The following is a 13,722-nucleotide window of genomic DNA, read 5'->3' on the forward strand; positions in this document are numbered from 1 at the left end:
TAATTGTTTTTCCTAATTTATTAGTCTATCTTGATCAAGAGACATTGATATTTTATTTTGAGTGCAGGTTTTGCCCGTCCAAACTTGCATCAAAAACAGTCCTTAAGCATTGCCTACATTGCTTTGAGGTTGAGTGCAGAAATACCAGAACCCCACCTCGGAAATGCTAGAACCCCGTCCCAAAAACACTAGCACCCATACCCCAATGAATTTTTGTAAGACTTATCAGGTGGGAATTACAGGCTTTGAGTACTATTCTAATGAATTTAATAATCTTAACAGGGCTGGGGTAAACTGTTTTGTGGAGAGCGGCTGATATAAATCGTATAGGATTTACGCAGAGATTCCCCTCTACCCCCCAACATTCCTGAGCGAAAGCTTAGTGAACTAGGGGGGACTTCTTAATCTCTTTTTTGAGAGTAGAATGAAACCACATTCTTTGAATCTGAGTGCATTATTTCTGACTGATTAATCCTACATTTTGTGAAAAGCTTGGTAACTTTTTAGTTGTCAGTGGTCAGTGGTAATTAGAAAAACAACTAACAACTAACGATTGTGAAAATTACCGATTACACATATTTTAATATCAAAACTGTTTGAGAAGTAGAAATATATAGCTACTTTAGATAAACAGCAAAAGATATTTTCTTACTGGGTGCATACTACCTAGCAAGGGAGAGCCAAGATGAAAACCAAACTTTTAAATGTTCTTACAGTTTGCGTAGTTACCTTAGCAGTGCTTTCTCCAGAACTAGTAGTATTTGGCATAGTTTGGGAGCGACATCTGGAGTTAGTAAAATCCCAGAATTTAGCCTGCGAAGTAAACAAGACTAGTACAGATGCTCCCGCCTTGGCTCCCCAGACAGAAGGTACACATTCCTCTCAGACTAGCATCCAATCCTCTGACCGTAATGTGATTCATCAAATGCTGACTGTTGCTGAACAATATAAATTTGCCACTATCCTGCAATGGTTCTTCTTGTTAACCCCTATTTGTGTTGGGTTAGGGATTCTCTTTTACGACAGATATCTTGTTCATCGTGCGGCTGTTTTAAAAGAACAAGTTGAAATGTTGGAAAGGCTGTGGCAGCAAAGTATCGAACAGTAACCAATTCCCAATTTACTCACTCAAATCAACAAATTTACCATGACAGAACAACGCGAACAGCTGTATTTTAATCTGATTGATGAGTTACTTAAATGCCCTAATGGTCAAGAACCAGAAATTTTGGAATCTAAGCCAGAATTGATTGATTCTGGTTTAGTACAAACAATGTTACAAGTAGCAACTATGTTTGCCCATGAAGGCAATCAAGATGGTGCCCAATTTTTATTTTTTGTGGCGCGTGAGCTAGCTAAAGAATTAGGTTTATACCCAGAAGTTCCCAATACTGAAGTTGCAAATCCTGAAGCTGCAAATAAGGAGTAAAAATGCTGTTGACTTCAACGGATGCGGGACAAATAGCTTTAGAACTGCTCATGGCAGACTGGAATATCTCAGAAGAAAACAGAGAGTGGTTCACAATCTTTAACTCTCGTCTGATTGGCGAGAGTTGGTACACTGTGGAACTAGGTGTAGAAGGATTTCCCGATAGGTGGTTTATTCAAGTATATGACAATGGAGTGTGTGACCCAAATTATACATTTATTTCACCAATCCTTGGCTCTGAAGGATTTGCGGACTTTGGAAATGTGCCAGATATCATCGCAGAGGTCTTAGTTTGTGAACGCAATGCTCGATAATAATAATTAAAATTTCAAAAGTTAGAATTCAATGTTGAGATATGCTAGTTAAATGCATTCTATTTGAATTCATAATTTTCAACATCATAGTATTTGGGAGCATCTCACCTTTGCAAATATATCTGGTGATTAGAAATCACGGCTACACAAACTCTCGTCCGCCGGCGCGGACTCTAGAAATTTTAAACCCACGGAGGTGGGTTTGGTCTGTATAGCTGCGAATTCTATTCGCCAAGGCTAGGGGTATTCAAACCAATACTTTGATATAGCGGTTCTCGCTTGGATGCAGTACAGTTTTGACCTCACTTCCATTCCTCTCTCCTAAAAGGAGAGAGGCTTTGAGTCTTACTCCTCTTCCCTTATAGGGCAATACGGTTCAGTTAAGGCTAAAATCCTTTGTCAAGGTCAATTTTTTTTTACGAACCACAGAGGCGCAGAGAACACAGAGAGAAGAAAAAAATGCTTAACTGAACTGTATTGCCTTATAGGGGAGCCAGTGCGTTGGGCGGCTCCGCCGACTTGAAGCACCTGGCGTAAGGGGTTGGGGGTTAGGTCTGTATTGGACTCAGCTGCAAACTGCTATATTTCATTCTATATAAACAGGACTTACGCAAATCCGAGGTGATACCAAATAAGGTACACCTCTTTTTTTGTGTAATATTTAATATTTTATTTAAGTCTAGTCAGCTATTTTGTCATATTTAACTGACAAATTTATGTTATATTAAATAGCGTGATGGACGCTACAGAAATATCAGTTCCAATGATTGCTGAAGATATCTTAGCCAAAGAATTCACAAGAGTCCTCAACCACTACTATCCGCAAGTTGGGGAATTACTAGATGGGTGTTATGTGAAAGTCATCACCTGTTTTTGGGGACGACCTGCTAGACGTTTGCAATATATAGGAATTTATTGCTCTGACGAAATGATTTCCTGTGTGCAAGCTCAAAAAGAAATACTCAGAGAAGTAGCAGGTAATATGGGTCTAATCCAGGTTGTCTGCATGAATGCCAAGCGATTGTTGCGCGATCCGATGTCGAAGCTTAAACAGAACAACCCACGCCTGTGGTTGGAGTTGCAGTGGGTTGCAACTTAGTGATTAATCGCATTAATTGAGAGGGCAAAATGTGTTTGTTGTAAGCACTAAAGTGCTTAAATATTTGAGGACTAAAGTCCTCACTACAAACCTATCAAATGCAATAGACCACTAGAATAGCCAGCATCTACGGTGAGTACAAAGTATCAACGCAAATAATGAAAACTGGAATTTTCTGCAATTACGATAATTTTCACCAAGATGCTCATCGTGCCATCTTTGAGCAAGTCGCGCTGGTAAAACAGGCAGAAAGCTTAGGTTTTGAGTCAGCCTGGGTGAGTGAGCATCATTTTAGTGAATCGAATCTCAGCCCGTCCATGTTGGTGTTAATGGCACACTTGGCGGGATTGACTTCAACTATCCAATTAGGCACTGCGGCGGTGTTACTGCCATTCCATAACCCGATTAGGGTAGCGGAAGATATTGCCACTTTGGATAACCTGTGCAATGGACGATTATTATTTGGAGTTGCCAAAGGCGGCCCCTTTCCCCAACAAAACAAGCATTTTGCGACACTACCAAGTGAATCCCGTCCCAAGATGCTAGAGGCGATCGCATTGATTCAAAAGCTTTTATATGAAACTGATGTATCATTTAATGGGCAATATTTTCAATGCGATCGCCTGACAATTTACCCCAAACCATTGCAGAGTAAAATACCAGTGTATGTTGCTACTGGCGGTGATGACGGTATCGAGTTTGCTGCAAAACATTCCTTCAGCTTGATGGGTGGGCCGCCATTTTCCCTAGAGAGATTGAAGGATACTGTTGCCAAATATCGAGCCTTAAATTCTAGTGGTGCGGAAAACTTCGTGCTAGCACGCTTCTTTTTTGTTGGCAAAACATTTGATGAGGCTGTGAGTGAAGCGTTACCTTTCGTTCGCCAATTTAGCCAGAAAATGAAAGCTAATTCGGCTGAAGTATTACAGAATAGTGCGAATCCCAACCAAAAACCATTTGATCGCACAAACATTTGTTTTGACGAAGACTATTTGATTGAGAATTCAATTATCGGTGATGTGGAGACTTGTCGAGACAAAATCAAGAAATTTCAGGACGAATTAAATTTAGGTACGCTAGCACTCAAACCCTCGTCTGCGGATATGCAAAAAAACCTGGACAGTTTGACGCGCTACAACCAAGAGGTGCGAAATTATGTCTTCTAAACTATACTTGCTTCCTCCCGATGATTTACCTCCCACTGAGGTAACGAAACAGGATGGAATGCTGCAAATGGAGCTAGAACAGTCTACTGGCAGATGCTTTTATCTAGCTTGCGATCGCATTACGCGAGTACTGTTATCTAATTGTCAGTGGTATCTCACAACAAATGCTAGCATCCTAACATTAATTATTGACTGCCCTGACATATTATCTTACTGGCATATCGTCAGCAATATTCCCCAATTGGGTAATAGGTTAGAGCGGTTTGCTAAGAATGGCAAAATTCGCGTTTATCCGCCATTTGGCAAAGGGATGCCGTTTGAAATCAGCGTAAATGAAATATCAGCTTATCGAGATTGGCTTTGAGGGAAATAGAAACTGGGAATCACACAAAATATAGCTTATTCATCCTTATCGCTGTCTTACACCCTGTACTGTTAAAGTGCAGGGTGTTGCAATTTTGAGCAAAATCACCTCCCAAAATAACAGTTTTAGTGAATAGAATTCACTATAGGAATCTGATTTGATTCCTGAACTTACTTATGAGAAAGGTAATAGGACAGAAGGGAATTGACCGTGACTACATCCTGGCACTGGAAGCTTATTTTCGCAACCAATTAGACAAATAAATCACTTGTGGGCTGTTCAATAGACATCTTGCATAAATACTTAAATTGTCATCTTGAACGGAGCGAAACATCTGGTGAAATTCTTCTCTCTCCTGCGTTCCGCTCAAAATGACATTCCTGATTTTTTGACTTTTGCAAGAGGTCTAATAATCCTCACAGCTTATAGCCGTGGGGAATGTCAAAACCGAGTCCACTGCGTAGGGTAAAAGCCTGATTGACTTTGTAAAGTGCTTTGCACAAATTGATTATTTGAAATAATCAGAATCGACAAACTTCCAGCATTTCTATTAATTCCTTTTGGTACATCAACCCACTGACCTATTACTGCATTGCCTATGATAGTTCCTTGAAAGACATTAGTGTATATCCCAGCACTTTCACCGTACCACCATAGTTGATTGTTTATCTGTCTGACATAATAAACACCACCATCGTTACTCCGCCAAACACCGTTTAGATCGAAATTGACTTGCGAAATAAGAAATGTTTGCTTCAGGTAGCTTGGGGAAATACTGCTTTCAGATAAAACTTTATGATTCTCTGATTTTTGTAAAGAAGTTATCGAAGCTGTATTGTCAACCCCTGTTAAACTTTTAGCATTTGCTTCTTTGCTGATTGGAAAGTTCAAAAACAAACTTGTTAATGTAATTGAAACAATTAGTTTTAACATGATTTAATGGCTCCCACCAAAATATCATTTATCCTCGTACTATCTGTATCATTTATGTTCTAGACTAGACTAAGAACGTAAATGACTTTTTATAGGATTTGGATGCTAAGTAGGTTGATTTGAATAAATCCAAATTTATAAGGAAGTGTAAAGTTATAGGTTGTCCATATAGCCTATGTTTCGCTATACTTTACCAAAGTTTATATACTTGGCTTTAATCCTACCGACATACTTACTACTGTGCAAAATATATAGAAAACCTTGAAAAAGTAAAAGTTATTGATACAATTCTTAAAAAACCTTCAATGTTTTATACAGTACTTGGAATACCCAGATTTCTCACAAACCCTGAGAAAAGAAGAGTCAAAAACTGCCAAAATATCTACTGCACATGATTTTCAGCAGTTTTAAGCACGATCCCTCTTAATTTGCGAGTTATCAGACAACGATACAGTTAGCCACGCATACCAATTTTCTAACCCAGTACCAGTAGTTGCAGAAACCTGAAAAATCTTAATTTGGGGATTTACCTGCGTAGCATATTCTATGCACTTTTGAACATCAAAATCTACATAAGGCAGCAAATCAATTTTAGTGAGAATCATTATGTCACTAGCACGGAATATATGCGGGTATTTTAGCGGCTTATCTTCTCCCTCCGTGACTGAGAGAATTACTACTTTTGCCTGTTCTCCCAAATCAAATAAGGCTGGACAAACTAAATTTCCCACATTTTCAATCATCACAACTGAGTTCATCGGCGGATTCAATTGTTGTAAACCTCTGTCTATCATTGATGCATCTAAATGACAGCCTGTTCCGGTGTTGATTTGGATGACTTTAGAGCCTGTTTCTTTAATTTTTTTGGCATCGTTAGCAGTTTCTTGGTCGCCTTCAATGACACTAATTGATAATTGATGCTTTAAATCATTAATGGTTAGCGTCAAAAGAGTTGTTTTCCCAGCACCGGGAGAACTCATTAAATTTAGGGCGAGAATATTTCGACCTTTAAACCATCCTCGATTTTGGGCAGCTATTAAATTATTTTTTGCTAATATATCCTGTTCTAAGGATATCGTTGTGTTGTGTATTTTGGTATGAATTTGAGATGCTTCTATATGAGTGTCGTGACTATGGGAATGAGTGATGACAGTACCATCTGATAAAGTGTGATGATGGTTATGTTCAGCTTCACCTGTTTCTAGATTGGTAATTTTAGTTTCGCCATCATTAGAACAACCGCAGGTTACACACATAATTCCTCTATTTCTATTTCTTTAATTTTCAGTTCTTCACCAGTGATTAAATCTAATTGCACGCTACCGCAGTTACAGATTCCAAATGGTTTATCTAAAGCAATTTCTGCACCACATTGCCGACATTTTGCTAAACCTGGAATTTCTAAAATTTCTAATGTCGCCCCTGCTAAAACTGTATCTTGAGTGCAAATATCAAAACAAAATCGGATAGCGTCGGGCATAATGGCTGAAAGTTTGCCGATTTCTAATAAAACGCGCTGCACTTTTGCGCCTTTGGCGTGTTCAGCTACAATTGCTACAATATTTTTGGTAATTCCAAGTTCGTGCATACTATAAAATCTATTAACAAATTCGTGGCAATTGGTCGCCTACCAACATATCAACAATCCTTTCAGCACCAAAAACTGTTTTTAACAATACAATACCTGGTGGTGAAGAAATAACTTCGCCAATAATACAAGCATCTTTACCTGCGGGGTGAGATTTCATAGCAGATAAAACAGTTTCTACATATTTACCTGCAACCACTACAACTAATTTACCTTCATTAGCTAAATATAAGGGGTCTAAACCGAGAATTTCACAAACTCCGTTGACTTCTTGACGTACAGGAATAGATTCTTCAAAGAGACGAATTCCCACATTGGAACTGAGGGCAAATTCATTTAATACTGTAGCTAAACCACCGCGTGTAGCATCTCGCATAGCATGAACTTGGGGACATACATGGAGAATAGTTTCTACTAAGCTATGCAATGGTTGACAGTCGCTTTCAATATTAGTTTCTAAGGCTAATTCCCCACGGGCAATTAAAATTGCTGCCCCATGATTGCCTATTTCACCATTAATTATTACTGTATCTCCAGGTTGAATATTATGAGCGGAAATACTAACTCCTCGTGGGATGATACCAATACCAGCAGTATTAATAAAGAGTTTATCGGCAGCACCACGATGTACAACTTTTGTGTCACCAGTGACAATTTGAACACCAGCTTTTTTCGCGGCTGTTTTCATACTGGCTGCGACACGCCGTAAGGTTTCTACAGGTAATCCTTCTTCTAAAATTACGCTACAAGTTAAATATAAGGGTTTAGCACCGCTCATAGCTAAATCATTAACTGTGCCGTTGATAGCTAATTCTCCTATATCACTACCGGGAAAAAATAAGGGGTCTACAACATAAGAATCTGTAGTAAAAGCTAGTCTGTCTCCTTGTTGGAGGAGAGGGGCTAAGTTGAAGCTGGCTTGGTCTTCTAGTTGGGAGAGAATTGGGTTATCAAAATTGCTGACAAAGATATCATCAATTAAATCACGCATGGCTTTACCACCGCTGCCATGTGCGAGAGTGATATGAGTGTCTCGCACTTTACCTTGGCGGCGGCGGACTTGTTCCATTTTTTGAAATAGGGGATTTTGTATTGAGTTTGTGGGAGAAATATTCATATTAAAATTGAGGATTAATTTTAAAACGTGTCCGAAGAGAAGCCGCAAGCGGGGAGAGGTTCTTGAGTTATAGTTAATTTTGGTTTTTCAGCGATTGTTCTTTTGGCTATTGTAGAGAGTCGCCCATATTTGTAATAGGCTGCACAAGCACCTTCGGAAGATACCATACAAGTACCAATGGGTGTTTCTGGTGTGCAAGCTGTACCGAATACTTTGCACTCCCAAGGCTTTAAGACTCCTTTGAGAATTTCTCCACATTTACAAGCTTTATGGTCGGCTATTTTCAGATTAGGAATGGTAAATTTAAGTTCGGCATCAAATTGAGCATATTCAGGTTGAATTTTTAATCCTGAATAGGGGATGTCACCCAAGCCGCGCCAATCAAAACTATCTCGCACAGCGAAAACTTTATTTATAGCTTGCAGCGCTACTGTATTCCCACTTTTTTGGACAATTCGGTTATATTGGTTTTCAACTTCACAACGATTTTCTACTAACTGTTGCAACAGCATCCAAATTGATTGGAGAATATCTAAGGGTTCAAATCCTGAGACAACAATCGGCTTATTATATTGTTGGGAAATAAATTCATAAGGGTTAGTGCCAATTACCATGCTGACATGACCAGGCCCAACAAATCCATCGAGTTGCAAGTCGGGATTATCTAATAATGCTTTGAGGGCGGGAATCACAAGGACGTGATTGCAAAACATACTAAAGTTATGAATTTCTTCGGCTGCGGCTTGCAGGATGGTGAAGGCGGTGCTGGGGGCTGTGGTTTCAAAGCCTAATGCGAAGAAGACTACTTGTTTGTCGGGGTTATCTTTGGCAATTTGCAGGCTGTCTAGAGGAGAGTACACCATACGGATGTCTGCACCTTGTGCCCTGGCTTGCAGTAAAGTGGTTTTGGAACCGGGAACTCGCATTGCGTCGCCAAAGGTGGCAAAAATGACGTTATGATTTTGGGAGATTGCGATCGCATCATCTAATCTCCCTTTTGGCATAACGCATACTGGACAACCAGGCCCATGAATTAGTTCAATGGCTTCGGGTAATATTTCTTCAATACCATATTTAAAAATTGAGTGGGTATGTCCGCCGCATACTTCCATGATTTTGATGGGTTTTTCTAGCTGATTGCATAATTTGGCGATTTCACGGCGTATAACTTCAGCTTTTTCTGGTTCGCGGAATTCATCAACATATTTCATAGGATGTGTATCAGTTAATTTCGCTTTTGTGGTATGGAGTTTTTTTTAACGAACCGCAAAGGACGCAAAGGGCGCGAAGAAAGAAAGAAAGAAAGAAAGAAAGAAAGAAAGAAAGAAAGAAAGAAAGAAAGGCATGAGTTTTAAACTTTTTCTCTGTGCCTTTGGGTGAGACGAAAACAGTCTATTATTTAACCGAGTACCGTGGGTCTAAATCCCCGTCACAAAACTTAATTACGAATTACGAATTACGAATTATGAATTATTTAAGTACTAATCCCTGCTTGTGCTACTACTAATTCTTGGAATAGTTGTAATGTTTCCGCCGCTTCTTGTTCGTTAATTCGATTCATGGCAAAGCCAACATGCACTAATACCCAATCCCCAATACAAGCTTCGGGGGGATGTTGTTCATCTATAATACAAGCAATATTTACTTCGCGCTTAACACCACCAATGTTAACTATGGCTAATTTATGGTTAACGTTGGTAACTTCTATAATTTGTCCGGGAATTCCTAAGCACATTTTTATTTTTTAAGATAAACGTAGACGCGAAAGCGGCTTGCCGCAGGCTACCACTGAGGCGCAGAGAATGCAGAGAGAATTATTTCTGAGAACAAGTTTGCCAAATATCAACACTCCTCTATTAATTGTGCGGCTGCAATAACTGCTTGCCCTAAAGATAACCCGCCGTCATTAGCTGGAACTAAGCTGTGAGTCAGTACTTTTATTCCCAATGTTTGTAATCGTTTGCTAACTTGCTCTAACAATATACAATTTTGAAATACTCCTCCTGTTAGGGCTACCTGATTAATCAGATTTTCTTGACAAAGATGCTTAACCATTTCCAAAATTGCATTCGCTAAACCTTTGTGAAATTTGGCAGCCATAACTGGTTGTGCAATCTGCTGCTGTAAGTCATTGAGCAAGGCTTTCCACATTGGACGCGGGTCTATACAATAAATACTATCTGAAAAACTAAAACTAAAAGGATATATTAGCGTTTCTTTATCATTATTTAAGCTGCTAACATCTACTATAGCTTCCATTGCGATCGCAGCTTGTCCTTCATAGCTACATTCTTCAGGGCAAATACCGATAGCCGCCGCCACTGCATCGAACAATCGCCCCACTGAGGAAGCTGGAGGTGAGTTAATCCTTTTCTCAATAAGTTGATTGAGTAGTTTAAGGGGTTTTTTATTCAGAAATTTTACGATTTCTAAATCAGTATATTGTTGTTGGCAATCATCCCAAAGGTTAGCAGCTATTAATTGGGCGTAGGTATTACGCCAAGGATGATAAATTGCTTGTTCACCACCAATCATTGCTACTGGTTTAAATGTTGCTAGTCGTTTAAATTTCCGGTAATCTGCTAAAAGAAATTCTCCGCCCCAGAGTGTACCATCGTCGCCGTAACCTAAACCATCTAAAGCAATACCTAATACTGGAGGTGAATCTAGAGGAATACCATTTTCTGCCATGCAAGCGGCGATATGCGCGTGATGATGTTGAATTGGGTAAATTTTGATTTGATTTGTATCCGCGAGTTCTTTAGCAAGTTTGCTGGAGAGGTATTCGGGGTGTTTATCGATGGCAATTACTTCTGGTTGATGTTCAAATAAATTTAAGTATAAATTCAAAGTCTCTTGGTAAGCATTAAAAGCCCCAGCATTTTCTAAATCTCCTAGATGTTGAGAGAGAATTGCTTCTCCTTGACGCAATAAGCAAAAGGTATTTTTTAACTCACTGCCCATTGCTAAAATTTGTGGCAAGTTATGAAATCCCAGTGGTAAACTAATCGGTGCTGGTGCATATCCTCTAGCACGGCGAATTGTTTGAACTTTATCGCCGATAACTCTCACCACCGAATCATCTACTCGATTAATAATCTCTCGATTGTGAAAGAGAAAATAATCAGCGATTGTCTCTAATTTTCCTCTTGCTTCATCATTATCAATACATTGTGGTTCATCAGCCAGATTGCCGCTTGTTAAAACAATTGGGCGATTCATCCGCCGCAGAATTAAATGATGTAATGGCGTATAAGGTAGCATGAAACCGAGGGTATTTTGCCCTACTGCAACTGGCGATGCTAGTTGTTTTTTACCTGACGCTTGTAATAAAACAATTGGTGCGGCAGAACTTGTCAATAATTCTTTTTCTTTGGCGTTGATAGTGCAATATTCTTCAATTACCTCAATATCTCGCGCCATTAAAGCAAAGGGTTTGTGATAGCGCCTTTTGCGCTGACGCAGTTTTTGTACAGCAGTTTCCTGAGTTGCATCGCAAGCCAGATGAATACCACTTAACCCTTTAATTGCCACAATCTCACCCTTTTGCAACAGGGTACAAACGGCATCGACATCATCCAACATGGAGAACATCGAAGCAGTAACCGATTTACCATCGGCGCGTTCTAACCAAGCTGTGGGGCCGCAAGCATGACAAGCTACAGGTTGGGCGTGAAAACGGCGGTTTTCAACATCGTGGTATTCCTTTGCACATTTGGGACATATCACAAACGCAGACATACTGGTATTGCGTCTGTCGTAAGGAATGGCACGAATAATACTCAGGCGGGGGCCGCAATGAGTACAGTTAGTGAAAGGGTAGCGATAAAAGCGGCTAAATGGGTCGAATATTTCTTGTTGACACTGTGGACAAGTAGCTGCGTCAGGGACAATTTCTGTTTTAATGGCACTATTAACACTACTAGAAATCACAAAATTATCAAAATTAAATTCCCCTTCATAAATAATTCTTGTTAGTTGATTAATTCTTGCCAACGGTGGACATTCTGTTTGCAATCTGGCAACAAATTCGGTTAAAGCTTCTTCACTACCAGATACCCTAATTAAAACACCTTGACCATCATTACAAACATCTCCACGCAAACCACAGGCTTTAGCCAGCCGATATACAGTAGGACGAAATCCTACGCCTTGAACAGTACCACGAACTCTAATTTCTTCAGTCGGCATAGTTAAACTGCCACAGTAATATTCGGTTATTTCCAGAATCAGCTATTACTGCTGTTTTGCCACAAATTTTTATGCCGTAACACCAATTTAAGCTATCTCGTTTAGGTAGTCCGAAATTACGATTTTCACCTTTACTTTGAAAATTTATTTGTGCTGCCAAACCATCTGCCACTAAACCTTGCAGTGATAAAATTGATTCTGGCTTTCTCCATCCTAATAACCGAGAATTAGCAGTATCTGCAACTACTAACCAATCCCCAGCCACCCCGACACCATAAGGCATACTCAAACTACTAGCACTAGGATAATAAACTCCTTGATTCATTTCCACAAAATCAAAGCTTTTTTGTCCTAAGACTACTGCACAAGGGGTATTATTTTCTGTTGGTATTCCCTGCCAAATCATTATTCGGTGATTACCTGCATCGCTGACAACCAAATTCCCTCCCCAAAAGGTGATATCGTGACACCAACGCATACTCGCTGCCGTTGGTGAAGCACCACCATTTTCATTGCGAGATATCATATCCGGTTGTCCCAAAACTAAATCAGCAGGTTGACTATTTTGTGTTGGTAATTGATGCCAAATCAATACCCTTCGATTACCAGTGTCAGCAATAAATAGCCGCCCTTGATGATAGAAAACACCATAGGGCCAGTGCATTGTACTAGCAGATGCTGCTTGATTTCCTCGATTTGGTTCATTATCGGTAAAATTAACTTGTCCTAACACCAAATCTGCTGGAACATTGTTATCTTCTGGTAAGTTTTTCCAAATCAAAACCCGATGATTCCAAGCATCTGCTACAGCTAACCCTTTGCCGCAAGCACAAATCCCTGTTGGTACACTTAGGGTTGCCCTTCCCGGTGTACTTTTAGCATTTTGTCCCTCATGATAAAAGTCAGGTTGTCCAATTACCCAATCAGCAGGTTGACTATCTCTTGTGGGTAATTTCTGCCATCCCAATAATCGATGATGTCCCGTATCTGATACCCATAATGGGCCTGTTTCTGATAATAAACAAGCAGCACGAGGTCCGAACATTGTTGTGGGACTGGGTGCTACAGGTATTACTAATTGTTGTGGTTCAATAATGTTACCTAAAATTACCTCTGCACCTTGAGGTGATAGAGGTAAATATTGAGAAATTTCTGTTGCTTCTGGCGGTAATTGTGATATGGGATTAATTGTGATTGGGATATCCATGAACCGCAGATAGACGCTGATAATTATTTAAAAACATTAATGTTGATTAGCATGTAACAAGAGTAACAATTTTGTATTATGTTTTTATTTTCATTTCAATTAAGTTAAAATCTTTATAGCAATGCTGTGTCCTTACGAGTGGTCTGTATTCCATGCAATTGAGAAGCTCTATAAAAAACTTCCGTATTAATCAATCTTAAAAAATTCTGGCAAAGCTTCAGTAGCTTTTGCTAAACAGCAATATTTGTCATGAGTGCGCGATGTACTGAAATGAGAAAGCAATCAAGCATTTTGAGAAAGCAATATGCCTTTTT

The 13,722-nt window shown here is 39.5% G+C and carries 14 protein-coding genes; 6 read left to right on the forward strand and 8 right to left on the reverse strand.

Annotated elements, in window-relative coordinates; all coding sequences use genetic code 11:
• Window positions 1–685 precede the first annotated feature (685 nt).
• The 6 genes from HWQ41_RS03285 to HWQ41_RS03310 all read left to right on the forward strand — a co-directional run bounded on the left by HWQ41_RS03285 (window position 686) and on the right by HWQ41_RS03310 (window position 4,372).
• The gene (locus HWQ41_RS03285) at window positions 686–1,108 is read left to right on the forward strand and encodes a hypothetical protein (protein WP_292759913.1); all 423 of its coding nucleotides are present in this window, start codon (window positions 686–688) and stop codon (window positions 1,106–1,108) included.
• A gap of 39 nt (window positions 1,109–1,147) precedes the next feature.
• Window positions 1,148–1,429, forward strand: a complete 282-nt coding sequence (locus HWQ41_RS03290) for a hypothetical protein (RefSeq protein ID WP_292759915.1) — start codon at window positions 1,148–1,150, stop codon at window positions 1,427–1,429.
• Window positions 1,430–1,431: 2 nt separating this feature from the next.
• Window positions 1,432–1,743 (forward strand): hypothetical protein, encoded by a 312-nt coding sequence (locus HWQ41_RS03295; protein ID WP_292759917.1) that lies wholly within the window; start codon window positions 1,432–1,434, stop codon window positions 1,741–1,743.
• A gap of 736 nt (window positions 1,744–2,479) precedes the next feature.
• On the forward strand, window positions 2,480–2,842 hold the full coding sequence (locus HWQ41_RS03300; protein WP_292759919.1) for a hypothetical protein: 363 nt from the start codon (window positions 2,480–2,482) through the stop codon (window positions 2,840–2,842).
• A 158-nt stretch (window positions 2,843–3,000) separates the two neighbouring features.
• Complete coding sequence (locus tag HWQ41_RS03305; protein ID WP_292759920.1) at window positions 3,001–4,008, forward strand: LLM class flavin-dependent oxidoreductase; 1,008 nt, start codon at window positions 3,001–3,003, stop codon at window positions 4,006–4,008.
• Complete coding sequence (locus HWQ41_RS03310) at window positions 3,998–4,372, forward strand: hypothetical protein (RefSeq protein ID WP_292759922.1); 375 nt, start codon at window positions 3,998–4,000, stop codon at window positions 4,370–4,372. The genes HWQ41_RS03305 and HWQ41_RS03310 overlap by 11 nt, the downstream gene beginning before the upstream one ends.
• A 441-nt stretch (window positions 4,373–4,813) precedes the next feature.
• On the opposite strand, the gene HWQ41_RS03315 is transcribed toward HWQ41_RS03310, so the two are convergent.
• From HWQ41_RS03315 to HWQ41_RS03350, 8 genes are all read right to left on the reverse strand, one after another.
• Entirely contained in the window at window positions 4,814–5,305 is a 492-nt protein-coding gene (locus HWQ41_RS03315) for a hypothetical protein (protein WP_292759924.1), read from the reverse strand.
• A 407-nt stretch (window positions 5,306–5,712) separates the two neighbouring features.
• A complete protein-coding gene (gene hypB, locus HWQ41_RS03320; RefSeq protein WP_292759926.1) occupies window positions 5,713–6,561 on the reverse strand; it encodes a hydrogenase nickel incorporation protein HypB in 849 nt (282 codons plus the stop codon).
• Entirely contained in the window at window positions 6,552–6,893 is a 342-nt protein-coding gene (gene hypA / locus HWQ41_RS03325; RefSeq protein ID WP_292759928.1) for a hydrogenase maturation nickel metallochaperone HypA, read from the reverse strand. Before hypA ends, hypB begins: the two co-directional genes overlap by 10 nt.
• 13 nt (window positions 6,894–6,906) lie before the next feature.
• Window positions 6,907–8,010, reverse strand: coding sequence for a hydrogenase expression/formation protein HypE (hypE, locus tag HWQ41_RS03330; RefSeq protein ID WP_292759929.1), 1,104 nt, complete (start codon window positions 8,008–8,010; stop codon window positions 6,907–6,909).
• Window positions 8,011–8,030: 20 nt separating this feature from the next.
• Window positions 8,031–9,221 carry a hydrogenase formation protein HypD gene (hypD, locus tag HWQ41_RS03335; RefSeq protein WP_292759930.1) on the reverse strand — a complete coding sequence of 397 codons (1,191 nt, stop codon included), beginning with the start codon at window positions 9,219–9,221 and terminating at the stop codon, window positions 8,031–8,033.
• Between the two features lie 263 nt (window positions 9,222–9,484).
• Window positions 9,485–9,745 (reverse strand): HypC/HybG/HupF family hydrogenase formation chaperone, encoded by a 261-nt coding sequence (locus tag HWQ41_RS03340; protein WP_292759932.1) that lies wholly within the window; start codon window positions 9,743–9,745, stop codon window positions 9,485–9,487.
• Between the two features lie 107 nt (window positions 9,746–9,852).
• The gene (hypF, locus tag HWQ41_RS03345) at window positions 9,853–12,201 is read right to left on the reverse strand and encodes a carbamoyltransferase HypF (protein ID WP_292759933.1); all 2,349 of its coding nucleotides are present in this window, start codon (window positions 12,199–12,201) and stop codon (window positions 9,853–9,855) included.
• Window positions 12,191–13,408, reverse strand: a complete 1,218-nt coding sequence (locus HWQ41_RS03350; protein WP_292759935.1) for a hypothetical protein — start codon at window positions 13,406–13,408, stop codon at window positions 12,191–12,193. The genes hypF and HWQ41_RS03350 overlap by 11 nt, the downstream gene beginning before the upstream one ends.
• Window positions 13,409–13,722: the final 314 nt, after the last annotated feature.

It is taken from the genome of Nostoc sp. NOS(2021) (genome assembly GCF_017115025.1).
GTDB lineage: Bacteria > Cyanobacteriota > Cyanobacteriia > Cyanobacteriales > Nostocaceae > Nostoc.